This is a genomic window from Achromobacter sp. UBA5777 (assembly GCF_002418565.1).
Taxonomy (GTDB): domain Bacteria; phylum Pseudomonadota; class Gammaproteobacteria; order Burkholderiales; family Burkholderiaceae_B; genus Achromobacter; species Achromobacter animicus.
Map to the genome: position 1 here is coordinate 16,457 of NZ_DIEJ01000324.1, position 22,169 is coordinate 38,625.

Here is a 22,169-nt window from a genome sequence, read left to right on the forward strand (position 1 = left end):
TGCACCAGAATCGGCCGTCCAGGGAAACAGCATTTTAAAAACCCATCATCCTAGAAAGTGCGGCGGCCTATGCGCCAACCCAGATATTTCCAAAGCGTGAGCCCACGACGCGTGTTCTTCTCGAAGAAATGCGTGTAACCGTAAAGACGAGCGAAGAATCTTCCGAGACGTGTGCGCTTTGGCGAATGGCCATACTGAATGTGGTGTTCTATGACATTCGCGTAGACCGCGGGGTAGCCCTCAATTGAGTAGTTCGGAAACGGAACCTCATCGGCATTGTCCGCACCCCAAACCCTGATCATGTCCAGATCCAAAGTCTCGATCAACGCCAGATCCGCCTTTCGCACGATGCAGCTGACAGGCACACCGATTATGGAATCATTGAGCCGGCGTATAAGCGGAAAAACCTCACCGACGTACAGCGTCATGTCGATGATTGCACTGTTACCGAGGCCGAGCAGTTGCAGGCATGCTTCGAATTCCAGCTCGGTATTGACGAGATAAAACGTTGCGCCGTAGCCCTTCCTGGAATCGGCCGATAGGTACGCTTGCGGATTGGGAAGATCCACGAGGCCGATGCGGGGCAATCTCGAGGCAGCTACTCGAATATCCGCGATCCGTCGGGTCTCCCTATCGGGTTTCGCCGCTTCGCCTGCGGTGTTGGAGTCGCTTCTGAGATCCACCGTCGCCAAATACCAGACTCCATAGTCCGGCATCCAGCTCATGTCCGCCTCTGGCGTGTTTGAAGCGCGATCAATCGCCCGGCGCCACCCGGCTAGTTCGTTATCGAACGTGTAGTTGGTCGCGACGTCCTTGCGTGCCGCCTCAACAATCGAGCGACGCAACGACTCTTCTTCCACAAGGCGTGTAATCGCGTTAGTCCAGGCTTCCGTCGAACTATTCACCAACAACCCAGACACGCCATCCTGGATCGTGTTTGAGTAAGGAGGAAAATTACTGTAGACGCCTGCAATGCCGCAGCCACCGAATTCCCGGTATTTATTATTTGTCTTTGACCGGAAGAAGGGAGTATCCACGCCCGGCGCCAAACCGATGTCAAAACCAGCCTGGAAGAAGGCGCGAATAAAATTGTCGTAGCCTCGAACCGGCTTATTCAGTACGACGCCAGGAACGCCTCGCAATTCAGCCGGCGGCTCCTTACGCCACAGATGAAATTCGACCCTATCCGAGTACTTCCTCAGGACATTGGCGACCGCCGTATAAAGCATTTTCTCCAGGTGCCGATCGTCGAGACGACCGGTCGGATATGCAATCTTGATCTTTCGATCTGATCGGTTCAACGCAAGACCGTTGACCAGATCCATGTCGAAGTAGCAGCGAACAAACTCGGGATCCGCACCCCTGCTGCGCGCGCGCTCCTCCATCCGCTCGGAGTAAACCCGTACCACGTCTGCCAATTCAAAAAACCTACGGACCACATGAAGCCGGAAAAATGCGCGATGATAGATCGCGACATCACTCGACAGCGGAATCTCCTCGAAATTGTCATCTATGTCATAGATGATTTTCTTTCCGAGCCGCTTCAGCTCATACAACAGTTGAAGGTCACCGATCTCGCAATTTCTCGAAAAAACCGCGATATCGCACCAACGGATGTCCGATTCAAGAAACGGAGAAAAATTGGCCAGGCGCAATCGCAGGCTTATCTCACCTTTGCTAGCCAAAGCTCCTAAAGGCCTCATGACACCGATAATTGTGCTGGGAATGAACCCCGGCACCACGATGAGGATGCGCTTCTTTTTTTGTTTATTCATGCCGCGATGCGCCTCGAGCCGCGCTGAATGTTGCGACGCAGCTTGAAATAATGCTGTTTATGTAATTTATCAGGCTGTATATGGCGGTGCGCATCACCGGGCCATGGTCGGAGCTCGCACTTCGTAATCTTTCAGCACGTCCTCGACGGGACCATCCACGATTACCTTACCCTTATGCAGCCATACCACCCGGCTGCAGAACTGACGGATGAGGTCCATGGAGTGCGAACTGATCACGGTCGTACGTCCTCCAGACAAGAGCTTTTCAATGCGCTGCTTGGCTTTCTCGGCAAATTGCGCATCGCCAGCGCCCACAACCTCGTCAGCGATCAGGATTTCTGGATTGATCGCCGTAGAAGTCGCAAATGCCAAGCGCATGAACATCCCGGCAGAATACGTCCGAGCAGGCTGATCCAGAAATTCGCCCAATTCAGAGAACTCGCTGATCTCACCAATCTTTTCGGCGATGGATTCATTGGACTCGCCCAAGAGCATCAATCTGATGCGGATGTTCTCCAAACCAGTGTGATGAAGTTCGAATCCTGTCGCGAAATCGAGTAGTGGAGAGACGCGGCCGCGAATGTTCACAGTGCCATGACTCGGATGAAAAATTCCTGACATGACGCGGAGCAACGTGCTCTTGCCCGCGCCATTCAAACCGACAAGGCCAACCTGCTCACCATTGTCGATGGTCAGCGAAATGTCGTCGATTGCACGGTAGAATTTTTTCTCAGGGCCGCGCTTTGGCGAAAACTTGCTCAGCAGCGCGCTTTTCAAGCTTGCGCCATCCACATGTTCAAGAGGATAGTCTATCGAAACGTTCTTTAATTCAATCATGACCAAAACGGCACATACCGTCCCCAACGCGACCCGAAATAAAACCTGAGCACGACAAGCACCAGCGCGAAAACGCCGGCGATCGCATAATGAGATCCGTTTGCAAAATCGCCAGTCAGCACCGGCACTCTGACAATCTCAATAAGCGAAGACAACGGATTCATATAGATGGCGAAACTGAGCCCCTTCTGAATCAGCACTTCTGCAGGGTAAATAACGGGGGTAACGACAAACAACAGGCTGAAGATACCGGCCAATCCATGCTGCAGATCCCGATAGCGCAAGCCCAGGTATGCCAATGTGCCAATTGCGCCATAAGAGTAGGCCAGAAGGAGCATCAGCCCAGGCAATGCGTACAGCAGCCCCAACGGATGCAACTTGCCAAAATAGAGCAACACGCCTAGCGCCGTAGCCAGACCTATGGCCAGATAAATGACTTGCGTGAAAACGGTGCGAAAGATGAATATCGATTGAGGCAACGGCAGCTGCTTGAGATAGCCGTGCGCAACCACAAACGATGAACATCCCTCCATCATGGACCCGGCGATGAAGCCCCAGATCGCAAAACCCATCGTCAGAAAGGGGATGAAATCTTCAGGCTTCAGATGAAAGACGGCCGCCCAGATGACGCCTGCACCAAGTGAAAACGCCAATTGATGGATGACGGGCCAAATAACACCCAGCTTGGATCTGCGGAATTTGTTCTTTACATCCGAAGCGGAAAGATAACTCCAAATATTGAAGTTATTGACCGCCAGTTTGAATTCTCTGAATAACAGCGTCACGTCTAGGACCTTGATAGAATCTGGACCATTGAGGAATGCACACCCTCTTGCGTCAAGTGATGTTGATACGCGCCCACATCGTAAGCGGCGCGCCGGAAATCCAGCTTTCCGCTAAATGGCAACAGGGACGCAAAACTCGCGCCAGGCTTGCGGTCTCTCACCTGCCCCACCGAACCGGGATTTATTACGTTCAATGCCCCCGCTTGGCGCGACATCGGATGATGGGTGTGTCCGAGCACCAAAAATCCGGGTTCGTCGCTGGTCAGAAAGTCGATCGACGTGTCGGGATAAACATACTCCTCGACATCCCTGGGACTTCCATGCGCAACACGAACCACGACTGGATCAGCGTTCGTGGCGCCAGACTTGTCAGTCAAGACCAACGTCGCTGTATCTGGCAGACCCGCCAGCCACTCGCGATTCTCGGCGCTCAATGCCTGCCGATTCGCAAGAACCCGATATTTTTCTTCTCGGCTCGCCGGGTAGTCCAGTTCACCCAACACGTACTTGTCGTGGTTGCCTTTGATACAGATTACCGACAGCTCTCGGAGCCTCTCGCAGACTTCATTAGGCTCCGTGTAGTAGCCCGTCAGATCGCCGGCGCATATCAACACATCGCCCGCTTCCGTCTCGGCGAGCACAGCCTCCAAAGCCACACAATTGGAGTGGACATCGGCCATCAGAATCAGCGCCGACTTGTCGCTGATCGTCAGGTGGCGAGTAAGCGTGGATTCTTTCAATCGAAATAGATCTCTTCGTAATAGCGCAGGAAGCGTCCGCTTTCGGCTATTTTCCAACCCGAAAACGGCTTCTTCTGGACGATATTACTAACGAAGGCTGCGCAGGAGTTATACCCGTAGTACGCCTTGGACGCCTCGGTAGAACTGAGCCGCCCGTTTATTTCAAAGAGAACCGGTCCCGTTTCGGTCAGGATGAGCTGGACATTCACGTGACCGAAGTCCATGCCTTCCGCCACCAATGCCTGACCGACGCTGGCTACATATTTTTGAATTGCTGCGTCTTGCACGATCTCCCCGTAGGATGTCGCGCCATCCGGCGTCAACGTACGGCGGAAAATGATCGTGTTGATTTCACCGGTGTACCGGTCGACGTAGCAACCGCACGTATACTCCTCGCCGACCAGCCTCTCCTGAACCAGGAAACTTGCCGGCTTGATGACCTTATCGTCAACCAAACGTTGGGCTTCGCTCTTGCCTCCAAGGCGAAAGATGCTGCGCGACGAAGAGCTATGATTCGGTTTGACCACCACGGGGCCATCAAACCGGTCCGATGTCAGATATTCTTCCAGCGTGCACGTGAATGGCACCCGGATGGAATGGCGCGACAGAACTGCCGAGGTTTTGACTTTGTCCATGCAGATATCTGCAATCTTGGACGAGATAGTTGCCGCTTTCAGCGTTTCATCGCGATACGCCGAGATCTTTGCAAGCTCATGCTGAGTGCCGGCAAACACGATATCGATGTCATGGTCCGACACGTACTGCTTGAGATGGTCGAGATATCCGTTGTCGGCCGCGAGCGGAAAGATCGGCTTTTGAACCACGGGAGCCGTCGGGAGAGAAAAAAACCGCCCCGCTCCTATCTCTTCGCTATTGGCGAAATGAATATTCAAGGGTTCGCCAAAATCGTACATGGCGAGAGCCTTGTAGATGCTTTGACCCATCACGGATCCAGCGCCCGTAATCAGGATATTCATGAATACTCTTACCTTTTGCTTGCGATTATCTGCCTGACGTATGCGGTCAAAGCATCTTCAAAGTTAGACCAGTTCAACCCTGCGTCATCGGGCAACGACACCTGCATCGTCCGCACGTCGAGCGCGGAGGAATCCGTCATCATCGGCACTTCTTCGATTGGTAGCTGCGCCACGCGCGAGACAACCTCCAGGATGTCCGCCACGCTGGCGGAATCCGGGTAACCCGCATTGAAGACCGTATGCGCTTCCCCGATTCCGGAATTACCGGCGATGAAATATCGCAACAGAGCGCAGAGGTCGTCGACGTGAATATAAGTACGGCGCTTCAGGCCGAGTCCAAATTTCTTGAGCGGTGTGCCGGAGGCAAGCGATTGCTCAATGGCCTTGAAAAAATTCCCGTGCTTCTGACCGACGCCGAACACGTCGGCGATGCGAATACTGACCGTGGGAACTTGTGAAAACTCCGCCATGAGGCGTTCACCAAACACCTTGGACGCGGCGTAATGATCATTGCACCGCGTCCGCTCATCAAGCCTGCATTCCAGCGCCCGCGGATACACATTATTGGTCGAGGCGTAGATGATGCGGGAGAACTTGCCGCCTTGCGCCAACTCAACCAGCCAGCTATCCGCTGCAAGATTCGCCAACATGGCATCGCGTGAATTTGCGACAGCCGCTCCCAAGTGCACCAAAGCCGTTCCCGGAGCCACGTCTTCGACAGGCGTGGGGGAAAAGCTGTCGGCGCCCAGGATATCGACCAGGCGATTGCCTATGTAACCCGTGGCGCCCGTGACGGCCACGCCCAAGGAAGGCGAATACTTGCAGCGAAGGTCCACTTAGGCCCCCACGCGAACGATCTTCTTCAGCGTCTGGGCAATATAGTCCACGTCGCGCTCGGTGACATTCATGTGCATCGGCAGGGACAGGATCTCCTTGCTTGCCAAATGCGCATTGGGGCAGGTTCCGGCACCATGGCTGTATTGGCGATACTCGGTATTGTCGCGATAGTGCACGCCAGGGTGAATGTCGTGCTCGTTCAAGGCCATGAGGACTTCCTCACGCTTGTTTACGCGAACCTGAAACAAGTGGCGCGACGACTCGCAATCCGGAGCAATGGGAACAACGCGAATCAGCTCATCACCGGCAAGCCGCTCTTCGTACCACTTGGCCAATTGGCGGCGGTAGGCATTATCGCGGTCCAGATATTTCAGCGAAACCAGGCCGATCGCCGCCATGATGGAGTTGCCGTGATACTTGAAGCCGATTTCCTCGACGTCGTACATCCACTTATACGAACCCTGATTCACCGTGCGCGCGTAGGTGTCTTTATTGATGCCAAGCCAGCTCAACTTGCGCGCGCGCTCATCGCGGGCAGCATCGTTGAAGCAGATCATGCCGGAATCAGCCGTGGCAAGGTTCTTCACTGCTTGGAAACTGAAAACCGTGCAATCCGCGTCCGAGCCGACGTGCTTGCCATTCAGGCGCGTTCCCGACATGTGCGCAGCATCAAGAATGAGCGTGAGGCCGCGCTCTTTGCACAGCTTGCGCACTTCTTCGTAGCGCCCGGTGTTGCCACCCATGCCGACAAACATCACTGCACGCGTGCGCGGCGTGATCTTGCGTTCGATATCCTTGGGATCCAGGCAAAGGAATTCGTCGACATCGGCGAAAACGGGCTTGAGGTTGCAGTACATCACCGCATGGTTGGAAGACACGAAGGTCAACGGCGGCGTGATGACTTCATCGCCGTCGTCCCAACCGAATTCGGTCTTGAACATGTAAAGCGCCAAGTGCAATCCGACGGTATTCGAGCTCAGAAAATGGGAATGAGCCAGACCCGTGTACGCGGACCACTGCTTTTCCATTTCGATGGTTTTAAAACCGAGACCGGTCCAGCCTTTCTCCAAGCACTCACGAATGCCTTCCAGGCACTCGTCGACACGAAAGTTGGGCACGAAGAGCTGAATCGCCATGAAATTACCTTTAGTTAATAGATAGAGGACGGCGTCTTTGACGCTGAGTGGCCCAATAAAGGTTGGCCATGATCAATCGCCGATTTTGTTTACCATCAATGGAGTTCGGTGCCTCGTTTCCATCGGGAGCGCACAGAAAAACTTCGCCCACGACCCTGAACGGCGTCGCAGGCGTAGATACCCACCTGGAACCACTTGTGCCTGGACCTCGGGTACGCGCAGTGCAAGGCCCCGGCCGAACCGATCAATTGTATGCCAACGCGCGCGAACGGTCGCTGCTGGAGACCGTGTGCTGTCAAAAAATTGCAACGAGACCTCTGCTTTGCGACTTTGCGTCTCAAAAGGCAGGCCCGCAGCGAGTTCCGCGTTCGGATTGCCCATGGCGGCCCCAATTTTCAGGGTGGCGACCGGGCCAGCTTCGCCCATGCGCGGAGTGTCTGCCCCGCTCAGCGTGAATCCTGCTCGCCATCACCTTTCGTCGCAAAGGCAAGACGCGACAACAGGTACGTTATGGGTATCGTCACGGCTACGGCGATCAGCGGCGCCACCTTGGCTGACAAGAGCAGGACGTCTACCCAGAGGTAGATCACCACCATCCCCATCCCGTACTGGACTGCATACACGACCGGCATCATGAATGCGCTTGCCAGACCTCGGTGCGACTTGAAGACGTAAATTCGATTCAATACATAGGCCAAAATTATGCCCAAGGCATATGCAATCGAATAGCTGACCTGGTAGGAAAATATCCTGAGCAATATAAGGTAGATTAAATAAGTGGCCGCTGTATTGAAAGCCCCAGACACCAAAAACCTGGAAAACTTAAATTGCGTCCACTTTTCAATAAAGCTGCGCATCACCAGTCACTTCGCCCGTGCGCCCACCATGGCAAGAAATTCATCATAATCCCGCACATAATCATCCGCATCATAATGATGGGACGCGAACACCATCAAAAGCGCGTCGGGAGAATACTTATATTGAATACCCCAAGTCATGGGCGGCAAGTACACCCCCTTGGTGGGGGAGTCGAGCACGAATTCTTCGCGGTTTTCACCGTCATCGGCAACAACGTGCACTTGCCCTTTCACCGCAACGAGAAACTGATGGCACTCGCGATGCGCATGCTCTCCGCGAGTTTCGGCTGTGGGAACGTCGTAAACGAGGAAATAACGCAATGGGGTGAACGGAATATCTTTGCCGAACTCTCCGGCTGTCAGACTGCCTCGAATGTCCGATACTCGGTTCATTGCATGCAGTGTGACGTTCCTCACCTTGGTTTGGACAAGCCGCGACCCCGCTTTGGCTTCCCTGTCTGCTTCAATGCCAGTGGCCTGGGCATCGATATAACCGATTATTTTGGCAGGATTGCCAACCACTATCGCATTCGGTGGCACAGAGCGCGTGACCACGGCACCAGCGCCGATCATTGCATTCATGCCAATCGTAATGCCCGGCAAGATGGTGCAATTTGCGCCCAATGACGCACCGCTTCTTACGATAGTTCGCGCGAAAGATTCGGGGTAAACCTTGCTTCGCGGAAATCTATCATTGGTAAAGGTTGCATTGGGGCCGACAAATACGTCGTCCTCCAACGTAATACCATCCCAGACTTGCACGCCGCACTTGAGCGTGACGCGGTTTCCAATGACGACATCATTCTCTATAAAAACGTTGTCGCAGATATTGCAGTCCGACCCGACTCGGGCGGCAGGAAGAATGTGCGCAAATGCCCACACGCGCGTACCGGGCCCGATGTTCTCCGATTCGCAAAGCGCCCTGTCATGTACAAAAAAATCCATGGTCCCGCTCATGTTTGTGCTTCCTGTCCAAACCGCACTACCCTCATAGGTATTGCCAACGGTCTCTTTTTTGTGTTTTCGTAGGTTCTCCACGCGTAAGAACCAACGATGCCAAGCCCTAGAAGGTTGAGACTTCCAAAAAGCAGGATGCTCAGCAATGTGAACGTATAGCCAGGCACTTCGATTACGCCCATGAGCTTTGCGGAGAGAATAAACAAGCCGCACAAGGCGGCTGCTACCACTCCCAGTCCACCAATACGAATTAACAGTCTGATGGGCAGATCAGTGAAGGAAAACACACTGTCCATCATGTAATTCACCTTCTTGCGGAAGGTCCAGCCAGATTTTCCAACGGTACGTTCCTGCCGACGGTAAGTCACGACTTCGCGCCGAAATCCAAGCCAGAAAATCTGGGCAACGAGGGAGCTGTGCCGTTCTTCCATGCTCAGCAGTGTGTCTCGAAAAACACGATTGCAGCCGAACATATCGATTCCGCCGGGGGGCATGTCGGGCACGACATAGCGTCGATACAGCGCCCAAAATACATTTGAGGCAAGGCTCGAGCTCCACGAATCCTCACGGCCGTCGCGCGCGCCTACCACCACATCACATTGGTCTGAAGCCAGGATGCGCGCCATATTCAACACCAATTCCGGTGGTTCCTGAAGATCGGCCGCCATGACGGCGAATGCGTCACCAGTGCCGTGCTGCAGCCCGACGCGAATCGCCATGAAGGAGCCAAAGTTGCGCGACAACAGAATGAGCTGCGACTTGAACTGTGCAGAAGGCAATGCTTCATTCAACACTGCATACGAGCGATCGGGACTCCCGTCCACCACGAAGACAGCCTCGAAATCCCCTTTTAACTGAATATCAAGATTTCTCACCGCTTCTAATAGGGACGGGATATTCGCCTCGTTTTTGTACACAGGAACGACGAGTGTTAACAAGCTCACCCCTCCTGGGCAAAGAATTGGGTCACGGCAACTATCACTTTGCTTACCTCCTCGTCGGTCATTCCAGGAAAGCAAGGGAGCGAAACCGCTGTATCGCATGCAGCTTCTGTTACTGGAAGCGACAGTGCGGCGTACTCCCGGTAAGCTGGTTGGCGATGATCGGGAATAGGATAATGGATGTCGCTGCCAATTTCCTGGTCCTTCAAAGCTTGCATCAAGGCCATTCTTTTGGGTGTGCGCATCACGTAAAGATGCGCAACAAAATCCAACCCGCAAGAAGCTGGGAGCTTCACATCCAACGACGAGAAGGCAGCGGAATACTGCTTTGCAATCTCGCGGCGACGCTCATTCCATATATCGAGCGACGGCAGTTTTTCGCGGAGCACCGCGGCCTGCAGTTCATCCAGGCGACTGTTACGGCCGCCAGGCACCGATACGGTGTATTTGCTTGACCAGCCGTACTGCCTGATCTGCTTGACCCGCTGCGCGAGCTCGGTATCGTTCGTCACGACGGCGCCGCCATCTCCGACAGCTCCCAGGTTTTTTGTGGGATAAAAACTGAAGCAGGCTATCGTTCCGAAGCTTCCCGCCAGCTTGGCATCATTCCGCGCGCCGTGCGCTTGGGCACAGTCCTCGAGCACCGGGACCCCTGCCTTGGCACACATCTCAACGATCTCTTCAATGTGGGCCAGCTGCCCATAAAGATGCGTGGCGATGACTGCCTTCGGGCGAGATCCGAGGGCTTCGTGCAATGACTTCGGACACATGGTGAGCGTACGATCATCGACGTCCACATAGAGCGGCACCGCGCCGATGGCGTGTATCGCGGTGCTACCGTAAAAACCGGCATTTGCGACCGTCACCACGTGATCGCCTGCTTGCACGCCCAATCCACGCAGGGCGATTTCCAAGGCATCCGAGCCGTTGGCCACGCTTATGCAGTGCTTCACACCGACGTACTTGGCGAACTCGGTCTCAAAACTGGCAACCTCGTTTCCCAGCACGTACCAATTGCTGGATGCCACCCGATTGAGCGGCGCAATCAGATCGACGTCTTTATTGGCCCTTTCGGCCGAAAATAGAGGGATCATAGGAACGGTATTTCCCAAAGTGTGAATGTAATGACGGCGGAGTAGCTCCGCCGTTTCATTTGGATCGCCGTCGCCGCCAATAGAGAACGTAAGGACGCGCGGTATCGCTTGTGGTATGCGGCCATCTTAGCGGACGGCTCGCACAGCGGGAATTCCGCCGTCAATTCACCCCAGCCGCATGCGCCTGCTCATCCGCGTGGTACGAAGACCGCACCATCGCACCCACCGCCGCATGCGAGAACCCCATCGCGTAAGCCTCACGCTCGAACATTGCGAACGTGTCCGGATGCACATACCGCAGCACCGGCAGGTGGTGTTCCGACGGCTGCAGATATTGGCCGATCGTCAGCATGTCGACATTGTGGTCGCGCATATCCCGCATTACCTGCAGGATTTCCTCGTCGGTCTCGCCCAGGCCGAGCATCAGGCCGGACTTGGTGGGCACTTCCGGGTGCAGCTTCTTGAACTCGGCCAGCAGCTTCAGCGAGTGCATGTAGTCCGAACCCGGACGAGCCTGCTTGTACAAGCGCGGCACGGTTTCCAGGTTGTGGTTCATGACGTCCGGGGGACCCGCATTCAGGATGGTCAGCGCGCGGTCCAGGCGGCCGCGGAAGTCGGGGACGAGCACCTCGATGCGGGTGGTGGGCGACAGTTCGCGGATATGCGTGATGCAGTCGACGAAGTGGCCGGCGCCGCCGTCGCGCAGGTCGTCGCGGTCGACCGAGGTGATCACGACGTACGACAGCTTCATGGCGGCGATGGTGCGCGCCAGGTTTTCGGGCTCTTTGGTGTCCAGCGGGTCGGGCCGGCCGTGGCCCACGTCACAGAACGGGCAGCGGCGCGTGCACTTGTCGCCCATGATCATGAACGTGGCCGTGCCCTTGCCGAAGCACTCGCCGATGTTCGGGCACGAGGCCTCTTCACAGACCGTGTGCAGGTTGTGTTCGCGCAGGATGCGCTTGATGTCGTAGAAGCGTGAACCGGGCGCGGCGGCCTTCACGCGGATCCATTCAGGCTTCTTCAGGCGCTCGGCCGGAATGATCTTGATGGGAATGCGCGCCGTCTTGGCCTGCGATTTCTGCTTTTGCGTCGGGTCGTAGACCGCTTCCGCGGGCGCGGCGGCGGATTCGTTCGAGGGCACAGGAGACTCGGCGAGCGTGGACATGGGACACCTTCGTGACCGGCGCGCAGAACGGCCGGGTCTGGGAGAAAACAGGCATTTTACCCTTCGCCGCCCGATCCGATGCGGGAACGTCCGGCGGCCCGGGGAACCGCTGCAGTATGTCCGGCGCCCCCGACAGCCCTGGGTTATCGTCTGGCCTGACGCATTTCCAGCCTTTGCCATGCCCTCTCTGCCCTCGCCCGCCCCAATCGTCGTGATTGCCGCCCGTCTCGATGCCGGGCCGACCGCCCGCTTGCTGCAGGCCTGCAGTGAACGCGTCGCGTCAGCGGGTTACTACCTGTCCGTCGGCCCCTGGCACGAGCCCGCCGCCCTCGCCCTGCTGGACGGGCTGCGACCTGCGGCGGCCCTGGTGATTGGTCCAGCAGACTCGCCCACCCTGCGCACCGCCCTCAGCGCGCTGGAGGTCCCCATCGTCGAAACCTGGATCGCCTGCCCGCAGACGCTGGACAGCGCGGTCGCCATCGACAACGCCGAAGCCGGCCGCATGGCGGCCCGGCATCTGGCCGACAAGCGCCATCCGCGTGTCGCCTGCATCAGCGCCGACACGCCGTGGGAGCGCGCCCGCCGCGAGGGCTTTATCAGCAGCGCCGCCGCGCTGGGACTGGAGCTGGTTGCAGACATCGTGCAACCGGAAGTCCAGCACATGAACGACGGCCGCATGGCCTTCCTGCGCCTGTTGGCCACCAATACGATCTTCGATGCGGTGTTCTGCACGTCCGACCTGCTGGCGGCCGCCGCCGTGTCGGAGGCGCACAACCGGGATCTGCAGGTACCGCAGGATCTGGCGGTGCTGGGGTTCTCGGACGACGCCAGCGCGGTGCAATGGGTGCAGGGCCTGACCACGCTGGGCGTGGACGCCGCCGAGCTGGGCCGGCGCGCGGGTCAGCTGTTGCTGGACCGGCTGGACGGCGAACGAGGCCCCGGGCAGCACGACATGTTGGAAGTGGTGTTCGATGCGCGCCTGAGCACCTGAGGCGCGTGAGGAGCGTGAGGCAGGTCTACGCTTCGTAAAGCGCCGGAAAGCCGCAGCCCTGCAGCATGCCGTTGGCTTCCTTCAAAAACGCCGGCGTCGCGGTTTCCGGGACGCGGACCAGCCATTGCACGGCTTGCTCTTTCTTGCCCTGCAGCAAGAGCATCCGGCCCAGGTGGAACATGCCGCGGAAGTCGCCGCCTTCGGCGCAGCGCTGGTAACAATCGAACGCGCGTTCCAGGTCTTGCGGGACCACGTCGCCGGCCTCGTGATAGCGGCCCACTACGCCAATCGACTTCACGTGGCCGGCCTGCGCGGCCTGCTGGTACAGGGCCAACGCCGCGGCCTGGTTCTGCGTCACGCCGCCCCGGCCCGTGCGCAACATGTGGGCGTAGTTGTACAGCCCCCAATCCAGACCCGTGTCGGCGGCGCGGCGAAACCAGTACGCCGCGACCGTATCGTCGGCCGCCACGCCCCAGCCGTTTTCATAGCAGCGTCCCACCATATTGATGGCCATGGGATGATCGGCGTGCGCGGCGCGCTTGAACCAGGCCAGTCCCTCTGCGGGCTGGCGCTCGACGCCCACGCCGTCCAGCAGCATCTGTCCGTAGATGGTCTGCGCCTCGGTCAGCCCCAGCTCGGCGGCGGCGCGGATCCACGCGGCGTATTCCTCTGGCGGTCCGGATTCGCGCAGATGGGCAAGCTGTTCGGGCGTGGTGGCGGCGACCTCGGCCGCGGTGTAGGTCTTCAATTTGTGTTCCTTCGGCGTTGCCAGGCGTGCGCAAGATTCTGCGCCAGCGCATCGCCCGTTTCGGTGGGCGTGCGCCGCACGCCACAGGCCGCCATGTCGACGGTGCGCAAGCCTTCGTAGCCACAGGGATTGATGCCCAGGAACGGCGCCAGATCCATCTCGACGTTCAGCGACACGCCATGGTACGCGCGGCCGTTGCGGATCTTGATGCCCAGCGCGGCGATCTTGGCCAGCTCGCCGCCTTCGGGATGCGGCACATAAACGCCAGGCGCGCCGGGCTTGCGACAGGCCCCGTCCACACCCAACTGCTCGAGTGTGTCGATGACGGCCGATTCCAGCAACGCCACGTATTCCTTCACGTACATGTCGGCGCGGCGCAGGTCGAACAGTGCGTAGGCCATGACCTGGCCGGGGCCGTGATAAGTCACCTGGCCGCCGCGGTCGCAATGGACGATGGGAATGTCGCCGGGGTTGAGCACGTGTTCCGGCAGGCCCGCCTGGCCCAGCGTGTAGATCGGCGGATGCTCGCACAGCCAGATTTCATCGGGCGTGTTGTCGTCGCGCTGGCTGGTGTACGCCTGCATGTCCTGCCAGACCGGCAGATAGTCCGCCGGCCGCGCGAGCCACTTGATCACAGCGGTCTTGCCTTACAGGACGATGGACACCATGGGGTGGCCATGCAGCGCCCGGTACAGCGCGTCCAGCTGCTCGCGCGAGGTGGCGCGCACCGTGAAGGTCAGGCCGAGGTAGTTGCCGCCCTTGCTGGGGCGCATTTCCACCGTCGCGGCGTCGAACTCGGGATCGAACTGCAACACGACCTCGGTCAGCGTCTGCGCAAACTCGGGATGCTGCTTGCCCATGACCTTGATGGGAAAGTCGCTGGGATATTCGATCAAAGAATCTTCGGGCGGAATGTTCATGATGTGCCTAAAAAGAGTTGCCCCTGAATGTTCTTATATGGGGGCAAGCGGCGTGCCGGCAAGTGCCGGCGGGCGCCGTTGGGGCGGGCGGCCGGCCCGCATGCATTGCAGGCAGGCCGCCCCGCGCCAGGACTACAGCGCGGCGATGCGGGCATCATAACCCGCACGCAATTGCTCAAAAACAGGGCCGGGTTTGCCCGAACCCACGGGTTTGCCGTCCAGCGAGACGATGGCCAGCACTTCCTTGGTGGCGGACGACAGCATCAGCTCGTCGGCCTGCTTTACCTCTTCCTGCGAGATCCGGCGCGACTCGAACGGGATGCCGGCCTCGGCGGCCAGTTCGCCCATCAGGCCATAGCGGATGCCTTCGAGGATCAGGTTGTTCTTGGGCGGGGCCAGCAGCTTGCCACCGGAGACCACCCAGATATTGGTGGACGCGCCTTCGGTCAGGTAGCCGTCGCGGAACTGCAGGACCTCGTCGACATGGGCGTCAACGGCCTGCTGCTTGGCCAGCACGTTGCCCAGCAAGGACACGGACTTGATCTCGCAGTGCAGCCAACGTTCGTCGGGGATGCTGATGGCGGACAGGCCTTGTTCGCGCTGCGCGGCGGGCGGCGGGGACCAGGGCGCGATCATGCCGAACACCGTCGGCGTGACGGCCGGCATGGGGAACGGATGGTCGCGCTTGGCGACGCCGCGCGTCACCTGCAGGTAGACGATGCAGGTGTCGAGGTTGGAGCGGTCGAGCAGCTGCTGGATCAGGTCGATCCACCCGCTGCGGTCGAACGGCGGCGCGATGCGCAAGGCAGCCAGGCTGCGATCAAGGCGGTCGAGGTGTTCGGCCATGCGAAACGCATTGCCTTGGTACACGGGGACGACTTCGTAGATGCCGTCGCCGAAAATGAAGCCGCGGTCCAGGACGGAGACCTTGGCCTCGTCCACGCGCAGGAATTCACCGTTGAGATACACCTGGCTTTCGCCCGGCACGCCCGGAATCATGAGGCACTCCTGAATTTGAAATGGAACAGGGACGAGCCGCGCGGCTCGCCCCCGAAGAATGCAAAACGGGCGTTTCGCGCACGAAACGCCCGCTGCTAGCTTACACCCGCGGCTGCGGCCGCGGGGCGCCGATTTACTGGAACCAGCGCTTGACCGTGTCGACCATTCGGCCAAAGAAGCCGGCGCGTTCGACGGCGTCCTGCACCACCAGCGGTTCGGTGCGCAGGACCTTGCCGTCCAGCGTGAACTGCAGCGTGCCGACCTGCTGGCCCTTGGCCAGCGGCGCGATGAGCGGATCGGTGCGCTGCGCGACCGGCTTCAATTCACCCGCCTTGCCGCGCGGCACGGCGATCGACACCGGGTTGGGCGGACCGAGCTTGACGTTCTCGGCGGTGCCTTCCCAGACGCGGGCGTCGATGCCGGGCTGGCTCTTGTCGAACAGCTTGACCGTGTCGAAGTTCTGGAAGCTCCAGTTCAGGAGCTTGAGGCTTTCTTCGGCGCGCGTCGCTTCGCTGTCGGTGCCCACCACGACCACCAGGATGCGGCGATCACCGCGCACGGCCGTCGACACCAGGCAGTAGCCGGCCGAATCCGTGTGACCGGTCTTCATGCCGTCCACGGACGGATCGGCCCACAGCAGCCGGTTGCGGTTGGGCTGCGTAATCTTGTTGTAGGTGTAGCTCTTCTGCTTGTAGTAGTGGAAGAAGTCCGGGTGATCGGTGATCAGGTGCGCGGACAGCGTGGCCAGATCGCGCGTGGAGGTCATGTGCTGCGGATCAGGCAGACCCGTGGCATTCATGAAGTGCGTGTTCTTCATGCCCAGGCGATCGGCTTCCTGGTTCATCAGCGCGGCAAAGGCGGACTCGCTGCCGCCCACGGCTTCGGCCAGCGCCACCGAGGCGTCGTTGCCCGATTGCACGATCATGCCCTGGTTCAGTTCGTCCACCGTGACCGGCTTGCGCGGTTCGATGAACATGCGCGAACCGCCCGTGCGCCAGGCGTGCTCGGACACCGGCACGGTCTGCTCCAGCGTCAGGCGCTTTTCTTCCAGTGCGTTGAACACGACGTAAGCCGTCATGATCTTGGTGAGCGAGGCCGGCTCGACCTTCATGTCGGGATTGGAAGCGGCCAGCGTCTGGCCGCTGTTCACGTCGACGACGATCCAGGCCTTGGCCGCGATGGTGGGCGCCGGGACGGCCGAGACGTCGCCGACGGGCCCCGCGCCGGTCGGCGACGGAGCCGGTGCCGTCGCGGCCGGCGCGGCGGCGGGTGCGGCTGGCGCCTGCTGCGCCCAAGCTGGCAGGGAGGCCGCCAGCATCGCTGACAACACCGCGCCTGAAATGATGCGACGGGTAAAGACAACGGGGGATTGAGCGGAGTGAGGCAATTTCTTCATCGGCAACGTGGGTCCAGGAATGACGCCCGCCGGCGCGGGGCAAGTGGCTGACAATTATAGGCAGTCGATCAGACCCATCCCGGCCGCGCGGGGTTCCCTGCGCGCCTAAAACATGCAACCTGATGCAACCTGCGAACTGCCAGGAGGCCGGATCAGTCCAGCGCAACCTTCAAACGGGCCTGCACCAGCTGGCGCAGCACGAGCAGCTTGCCGTGGAAGAAATGCGAGGCGCCCGGCACCACCACCACCGGAATCGAACGCGGCCGCGCCCAGTCCATGGCTTCGGACAGCGGCACCACTTCGTCTTCTTCGCCGTGCACCAGCAGCGTGTCGTCCGGCACCTGCACCTCGTGCGACTGGAAGCGGTTGACGGCCGGGCCCATCAGCATCAGCGCCGACGGCAGCACGGCTTCGCCCGCATCGGCCAGCGCGGCGTAGGTTTGCGCGGCAACGGCGGTGCCGAACGAAAAGCCCGCCAGCACCCACGGCGCCTGCGCCAGTTCGGGGTGCAGTTCGCGCATCTGCGTAACCACGGCCAGCATGTCCTGCGTTTCGCCGACGGACTTGTCGAACGTGCCTTCCGATTGGCCGACGCCGCGGAAGTTGGGGCGCACCGCCACCAGGCCGTGCTGCACGCAGGCGCGCGACAGGGTCGTGACCACCTTGTTTTCGCGCGCGCCGCCCTGCAGCGGATGCGGATGCAGCACCAGCGCCCAGCCGCGCGGCGTGTCGGCGGGCCAGTCGATGGCGCAATCGATGCGGCCGGCGGCGCCGGTGAAAGCGTGGGTTTCAGTGCGTGCGGACATGGCGGAACTCAACGTGCGGAAAAAAGAAACGATGTTAACCGCCCGGCCCGCCAGGCGAAATGCCGGTTGACCGCAACCGGCGCGCAGCGGCGCCAGCCGACGTTCACTTTCCGCGCGACGCGGCTGCGGCGGGCGGGCGCAAGGNNCCCCCGGGGCGGGGGCGGGCGGCCGCAAGGTGGCGGCAAGCCATTGCGCGAGCTGATCGCTCGCCTCGTCGGTGGCCTGGCGCAGCGCCGCGACGCCCCCTTCTGCATCCTGCGTGGGCGCGGGCGCGGCCACCAGAATGCGCTTCTGGTCTACGACGTTGCGCCCGTCCAGCAGCACCGCCTGCAGCAGGACGCGTCCCTGGCTCGACTGGCCGTCTTCGGAGAAAACCTGCTCGAACTGCGCCAGCGAGACCTGCAACTGCGGCGTCTGCAACGTGACGCGGTCGCTCAGCACCGCGCCTTGGCGCGACAGGCGATCGGTGATGCGCTGCCGGACGAGGTCGGCGGGCGACGCAGCCCAGCGGTACGTGGCATAGGAACGCGGCGCGGCGCTGTCGCCCACGCGCCAGATCATGCCGGTGTCGGTCAGACCGGGGGCCGATTGGAACGTCAGCGCGATCGGATCGCGGGCCGGCAAGGCCGGCACGGGCCGCGCGTCCAGCCCCAGGTCGAACAGCGTGGGCGGCGCGTCCACGCGGCCGATGCTGCATCCCGCAAGGGCCAGGGTCAGAATCAGAATGGCGCTGCGCATCTTCATGAGGTCTATCTCCGGAATCCGGCAAAACCGGGTTCGCCGGGTCCCGGCGCGATGGGCGGGGGACCGAACAGGAACGATTGCGGCGTGTTGTCCACACGGCGCAGGGTGATGGCGGCGCCACGCGCGGCCGTGCTGACGTCGTTCGCCATGGTGGTGAAGGCCGGCAGCGTCTCGCCATCCAGCCGCGCGGCGGCCAGGGCGATGTCGTTCAGGCTGCGTGTGGCCACCGCCAGCGGGCCGTCTGGCGCATTCAGGCGCGCCAGCGACTGGCGGGCCTGCTGGGCCAGATCGCCGATCTCGCGCGCGGCGCGGTCGGCCTGGCGCGACGTGCTGTTCAGCGAATCCATCAGCGGACCGAGCTTTGCCAGCGTGGGCGCGAGGTCGCGGCTGGCTTCCTTCAGAGACAGCGAGATGTCGTTGGCATTCTGCAGGCTGGCCGTGAGCGCCTGCACATTCTGTTCGCTCAGCACGCGCTTCAATTGTTCGGTCGCGACTTCGACATTGGAAATCAATTGGTCGCCACGCTTCTCGATGCGGTCCAGAAAGCCCGGGCGCAGCGGAATGGCCGCCGGATGCTCAGCGGTGGACGTCAAGCGCTTAAGCGACGAGCCGTCGTCACGCAGGTCAACATTGGCCATGCCGGTCACGCCCTGCACACCCAGCTCGGCCCACGTCGATTCCGTGATCGGCGTGTTGGGCGCCACACCGATGCGGATGCGCACCTGCCCGGGTTTGTTGGGATTGAGCGCCAGCGACTGCACGCGGCCCACGGGCACGCCCTGGTAGCGCACGGCCGACTGTGGATTCAGGCCCGTGACGGCCGTGGCCGAAATGATTTCGTATGGCTGCAGTTGCGTCCGGTCGCGGCCGATCCAGATGGCCGTCAACGTCGCGGCAGCCAGCAGGACCAGCGTGAAGATACCGGCCATGAGCGCATGACTACGGTTTTCCATGGTGCATTCCCTTCGGTGCCAGGTCTCCCAGCGCGCGCAGACCGCGCTCGCCCAGGAAGAATGTATGTATGAACGGGTGATCGAACTTCACGACTTCAGGCACCGTGTCGCAAATGATCACCCGCTTCTCCGCCAGCACGGCCACGCGCGTGGCCAGCGCCAGCAGCGTGTCCAGGTCGTGCGTCACCATGACGACGGTAAAGCCGAGCTGCCGGTGCAGACTGCGCACCAGGTCCACGAATTCGTCGGACCGCAGCGGATCGAGCCCGGCCGTGGGCTCATCAAGGAACAGCAATTCCGGGTCCAGCGACAGCGCGCGCGCCAACGCCACGCGCTTGACCATGCCGCCCGACAGGTCCGACGGGCGCTTGTCCGCATCGCGCGACGACAGGCCCACCATGGCCAACCGGCACATGACGACGTCGCGCACCAGGTCTTCCGGCACCGTGCGCAATTCGCGCAGCGGCAGCGCCACATTGTCGAACACCGACAGCGCCGAGAACAGCGCCCCCGCCTGAAACAGCATGCCCCAGCGGTATGACAGACGCCGGCGCTCTCCCGCCGTCAATTCCGACAGCGTGTGACCCAGCACCTTCACGGTGCCCGCCGCCGGCACGTCCAGTCCGATGATCTGCCGCAGCAGCACCGTCTTGCCCGTGCCCGAACCGCCGACCAGCACCAGGATCTCGCCCGGAAACACCGTCAGGTCCAGATTGTCGTGCACGACATGGTCGCCAAACGCGGTTCGCAGGCCGCGCACGGTAATGACCGGCTCGACGGTCACGCCCTCTTCGGTGAACAGCCGATTCTGCGTGGCGTTGTTCATCAGATGCCCACCGAACTGAAGATGACCGCGTACACCGCATCCAGCAGGATCACGCCCGTGATCGACGTAACCACCGACGTAGTGGTGCCGCGGCCCAGGCTTTCGGTGTTGGGCTGGATGCGCAGGCCGAAATGGCAGGCGATGAGCGCAATCAGGATGCCGAAGGTCACGCCCTTCAACATGCCAATCCAGTAATTGGTCAGTGTGATCGCATCGGGCAGCGACTGCAGGAACCACTGCGCGGACACGCCCAGCTGCGCCTGCGCCGCCAGCATGCCGCCCAGCAGCGCCATCGCGCTGGTCCACAGCACCAGCAGCGGCATCGTGATCGCCAGCGCCACCACGCGCGGCAGGATCAGCCGCTGGCCGTGCGAAATGCCCATGACCAGCATGGCGTCCAGTTCCTGTGTGACCCGCATCACGCCGATCTGCGCCGTGATCGCAGACCCCGAACGGCCGGCCACCAGAATGGCCGCCAGCACCGGCCCCAGCTCGCGCACGATGGACACGCCTAGAAGACGCACGATGAAGCGGTCGGCGCCAAACATCTGAAGCTGCTGCGCCGACAGGTAGGACAGCACCACACCAATAAGAAAGCCCACCAGCGCCGTGATGCCCAGCGCCTGCGCGCCGGTCCGGTACACCTGCGCGGAGATCTCGCGCCACGGGCCAAGCCCGGGCCGGCGCAGCATGGCGCCCACGTCCAGCACCAGCTGGCCCAGCATGATGAGCAGCGCCTTGCCGTTCTCAGCGGCCCGCAGGATCGCACCGCCCATGGCGCGCACCCATGTCCAGGTTTCGGGCTTGGCGGCGGGCGCGGGCGTCTCGCCCTTGTTCATCGCCAGCGCGTTGAAGACGTCCTGCTGCCCCGCGCCCCAGCGCACGCGCTCGGGGAGCTTTTCGCCCCACGCCTGCCAGATGATCAGCGCGCCGATCGTGTCCAGCCGGTGGATCGCGTGCATGTCCCAGCGCGCGCCTTCCTTGGCCGCCCGCGCGAGCGCCGCGCGTCTGCGTTCCACTTCGCCCGACTCGGCCAGCGCCAGGACGCTCCAGTCGCCGCCGACGTGGCAGACCCCGCCTTCATGGCGGAAAGGCGCGGCGGCGGTCGCAAGCAATGCGGAATGCGGCATGTCGTCGGGGTGCGGATGCAAAAATGTATCGCCAATCATAAACGCAGGGGGCTACAGCCGCGAGCGCGGCCCGCGTGCCCTACAATCGCGGCCATGCCCGCCCCCGTTTGCCCCATCGACCTACCCGCCCCGGAAATACTTGCCCGGACGCTGGCGGATCGCCTGCCCGCCTTCCAGGACGTCATCTGGACCGGCAGTACCGGATCGACCAATGCCGACCTGCTCGCGCGCGCGCGTTCGGGCGCCGGCGCGGGCAAGCCCTGGCTCTTGGGCACGCATCAGCAAGATGCCGGCCGCGGCCGCGCGGGCCGCCCGTGGCAGAACCGCTCGGGCTCCACGCTGATGTTCTCGTGCGCCTTTGACGTGCACCTGCCCGCCATGCAACTGGCGGCGCTATCGCCGCTTGCCGGCGTGGCCGCCTGCGAAGCCCTGCGCACCGTCGCCGGGCCGGGTTCGCGTGGCCTGTGCATGAAATGGCCCAACGACATTCAATGGCACGACGCCAAGCTGGCGGGCATCCTGGTCGAGACCACCCGCAATCCGGGCGGCCGCGAC

Annotated in this window: 23 protein-coding genes and 1 pseudogene; 2 read left to right on the plus strand and 22 right to left on the minus strand. The window is 60.8% G+C overall.

The genetic code is table 11. From position 1 onward, the window contains the following. Window positions 1-50 precede the first annotated feature (50 nt). From B3446_RS28320 to lipA, 12 genes are all read right to left on the minus strand, one after another. Window positions 51-1,775 (minus strand): glycosyltransferase family protein, encoded by a 1,725-nt coding sequence (locus B3446_RS28320; protein WP_191577583.1) that lies wholly within the window; start codon window positions 1,773-1,775, stop codon window positions 51-53. A 93-nt stretch (window positions 1,776-1,868) separates the two neighbouring features. Continuing rightward, on the minus strand, window positions 1,869-2,612 hold the full coding sequence (locus B3446_RS28325) for an ABC transporter ATP-binding protein (RefSeq protein ID WP_175185910.1): 744 nt from the start codon (window positions 2,610-2,612) through the stop codon (window positions 1,869-1,871). After that, on the minus strand, window positions 2,609-3,397 hold the full coding sequence (locus tag B3446_RS28330; RefSeq protein ID WP_175185909.1) for an ABC transporter permease: 789 nt from the start codon (window positions 3,395-3,397) through the stop codon (window positions 2,609-2,611). Before B3446_RS28330 ends, B3446_RS28325 begins: the two co-directional genes overlap by 4 nt. Before the next feature lie 2 nt (window positions 3,398-3,399). Beyond that, window positions 3,400-4,137 (minus strand): metallophosphoesterase family protein, encoded by a 738-nt coding sequence (locus B3446_RS28335; RefSeq protein ID WP_291387504.1) that lies wholly within the window; start codon window positions 4,135-4,137, stop codon window positions 3,400-3,402. Next, window positions 4,134-5,114 (minus strand): ATP-grasp domain-containing protein, encoded by a 981-nt coding sequence (locus B3446_RS28340; RefSeq protein ID WP_291387506.1) that lies wholly within the window; start codon window positions 5,112-5,114, stop codon window positions 4,134-4,136. The genes B3446_RS28335 and B3446_RS28340 overlap by 4 nt, the downstream gene beginning before the upstream one ends. Before the next feature lie 8 nt (window positions 5,115-5,122). Further along, entirely contained in the window at window positions 5,123-5,950 is an 828-nt protein-coding gene (locus tag B3446_RS28345; RefSeq protein WP_291387508.1) for an NAD-dependent epimerase/dehydratase family protein, read from the minus strand. Beyond that, window positions 5,951-7,087, minus strand: coding sequence for a DegT/DnrJ/EryC1/StrS family aminotransferase (locus B3446_RS28350; RefSeq protein ID WP_175185905.1), 1,137 nt, complete (start codon window positions 7,085-7,087; stop codon window positions 5,951-5,953). A gap of 446 nt (window positions 7,088-7,533) precedes the next feature. Further along, window positions 7,534-7,944: a GtrA family protein gene (locus tag B3446_RS28355; protein WP_291387534.1), complete on the minus strand. Its 411-nt coding sequence runs from the start codon at window positions 7,942-7,944 to the stop codon at window positions 7,534-7,536. Window positions 7,945-7,950: 6 nt separating this feature from the next. After that, on the minus strand, window positions 7,951-8,889 hold the full coding sequence (locus tag B3446_RS28360) for a WxcM-like domain-containing protein (RefSeq protein WP_291387511.1): 939 nt from the start codon (window positions 8,887-8,889) through the stop codon (window positions 7,951-7,953). 8 nt (window positions 8,890-8,897) lie between these two features. Further along, window positions 8,898-9,839: a glycosyltransferase family 2 protein gene (locus B3446_RS28365; RefSeq protein ID WP_291387513.1), complete on the minus strand. Its 942-nt coding sequence runs from the start codon at window positions 9,837-9,839 to the stop codon at window positions 8,898-8,900. A 2-nt stretch (window positions 9,840-9,841) separates the two neighbouring features. Continuing rightward, on the minus strand, window positions 9,842-10,936 hold the full coding sequence (locus tag B3446_RS28370) for a DegT/DnrJ/EryC1/StrS family aminotransferase (protein WP_291387515.1): 1,095 nt from the start codon (window positions 10,934-10,936) through the stop codon (window positions 9,842-9,844). Window positions 10,937-11,096: 160 nt separating this feature from the next. After that, on the minus strand, window positions 11,097-12,101 hold the full coding sequence (lipA, locus tag B3446_RS28375) for a lipoyl synthase (protein ID WP_175124886.1): 1,005 nt from the start codon (window positions 12,099-12,101) through the stop codon (window positions 11,097-11,099). A 178-nt stretch (window positions 12,102-12,279) separates the two neighbouring features. On the opposite strand from lipA, the gene B3446_RS28380 reads away from it, so the two are divergent. After that, the gene (locus tag B3446_RS28380; protein WP_291387517.1) at window positions 12,280-13,092 is read left to right on the plus strand and encodes a LacI family DNA-binding transcriptional regulator; all 813 of its coding nucleotides are present in this window, start codon (window positions 12,280-12,282) and stop codon (window positions 13,090-13,092) included. Window positions 13,093-13,117: 25 nt separating this feature from the next. On the opposite strand, the gene B3446_RS28385 is transcribed toward B3446_RS28380, so the two are convergent. The 10 genes and pseudogenes from B3446_RS28385 to B3446_RS28430 all read right to left on the minus strand — a co-directional run bounded on the left by B3446_RS28385 (window position 13,118) and on the right by B3446_RS28430 (window position 21,614). Then, the gene (locus B3446_RS28385; RefSeq protein ID WP_191577574.1) at window positions 13,118-13,840 is read right to left on the minus strand and encodes a tetratricopeptide repeat protein; all 723 of its coding nucleotides are present in this window, start codon (window positions 13,838-13,840) and stop codon (window positions 13,118-13,120) included. Continuing rightward, the gene (lipB, locus tag B3446_RS28390; RefSeq protein WP_191577573.1) at window positions 13,837-14,475 is read right to left on the minus strand and encodes a lipoyl(octanoyl) transferase LipB; all 639 of its coding nucleotides are present in this window, start codon (window positions 14,473-14,475) and stop codon (window positions 13,837-13,839) included. Before lipB ends, B3446_RS28385 begins: the two co-directional genes overlap by 4 nt. A gap of 12 nt (window positions 14,476-14,487) precedes the next feature. Next, on the minus strand, window positions 14,488-14,763 hold the full coding sequence (locus B3446_RS28395) for a YbeD family protein (protein WP_175185922.1): 276 nt from the start codon (window positions 14,761-14,763) through the stop codon (window positions 14,488-14,490). A gap of 129 nt (window positions 14,764-14,892) precedes the next feature. Then, complete coding sequence (locus tag B3446_RS28400) at window positions 14,893-15,759, minus strand: D-amino acid aminotransferase (RefSeq protein WP_191577572.1); 867 nt, start codon at window positions 15,757-15,759, stop codon at window positions 14,893-14,895. 133 nt (window positions 15,760-15,892) lie between these two features. Then, a complete protein-coding gene (locus B3446_RS28405; protein WP_291387521.1) occupies window positions 15,893-17,155 on the minus strand; it encodes a D-alanyl-D-alanine carboxypeptidase family protein in 1,263 nt (420 codons plus the stop codon). Window positions 17,156-17,307: 152 nt separating this feature from the next. After that, window positions 17,308-17,961 (minus strand): alpha/beta hydrolase, encoded by a 654-nt coding sequence (locus tag B3446_RS28410; RefSeq protein ID WP_279971585.1) that lies wholly within the window; start codon window positions 17,959-17,961, stop codon window positions 17,308-17,310. 180 nt (window positions 17,962-18,141) lie between these two features. Beyond that, window positions 18,142-18,705 (minus strand): annotated as a pseudogene (locus B3446_RS28415) (ABC-type transport auxiliary lipoprotein family protein); the annotation flags it as partial. A gap of 5 nt (window positions 18,706-18,710) precedes the next feature. Then, window positions 18,711-19,658, minus strand: a complete 948-nt coding sequence (locus B3446_RS28420; RefSeq protein ID WP_175124878.1) for an MlaD family protein — start codon at window positions 19,656-19,658, stop codon at window positions 18,711-18,713. Beyond that, the gene (locus tag B3446_RS28425; protein WP_291387524.1) at window positions 19,645-20,484 is read right to left on the minus strand and encodes an ABC transporter ATP-binding protein; all 840 of its coding nucleotides are present in this window, start codon (window positions 20,482-20,484) and stop codon (window positions 19,645-19,647) included. Before B3446_RS28425 ends, B3446_RS28420 begins: the two co-directional genes overlap by 14 nt. After that, on the minus strand, window positions 20,484-21,614 hold the full coding sequence (locus tag B3446_RS28430; RefSeq protein ID WP_291387538.1) for an MlaE family ABC transporter permease: 1,131 nt from the start codon (window positions 21,612-21,614) through the stop codon (window positions 20,484-20,486). The genes B3446_RS28425 and B3446_RS28430 overlap by 1 nt, the downstream gene beginning before the upstream one ends. 93 nt (window positions 21,615-21,707) lie before the next feature. On the opposite strand from B3446_RS28430, the gene B3446_RS28435 reads away from it, so the two are divergent. After that, a partial coding sequence (locus B3446_RS28435) for a biotin--[acetyl-CoA-carboxylase] ligase (RefSeq protein WP_291387526.1) occupies window positions 21,708-22,169 on the plus strand: 462 nt, incomplete at its 3' end.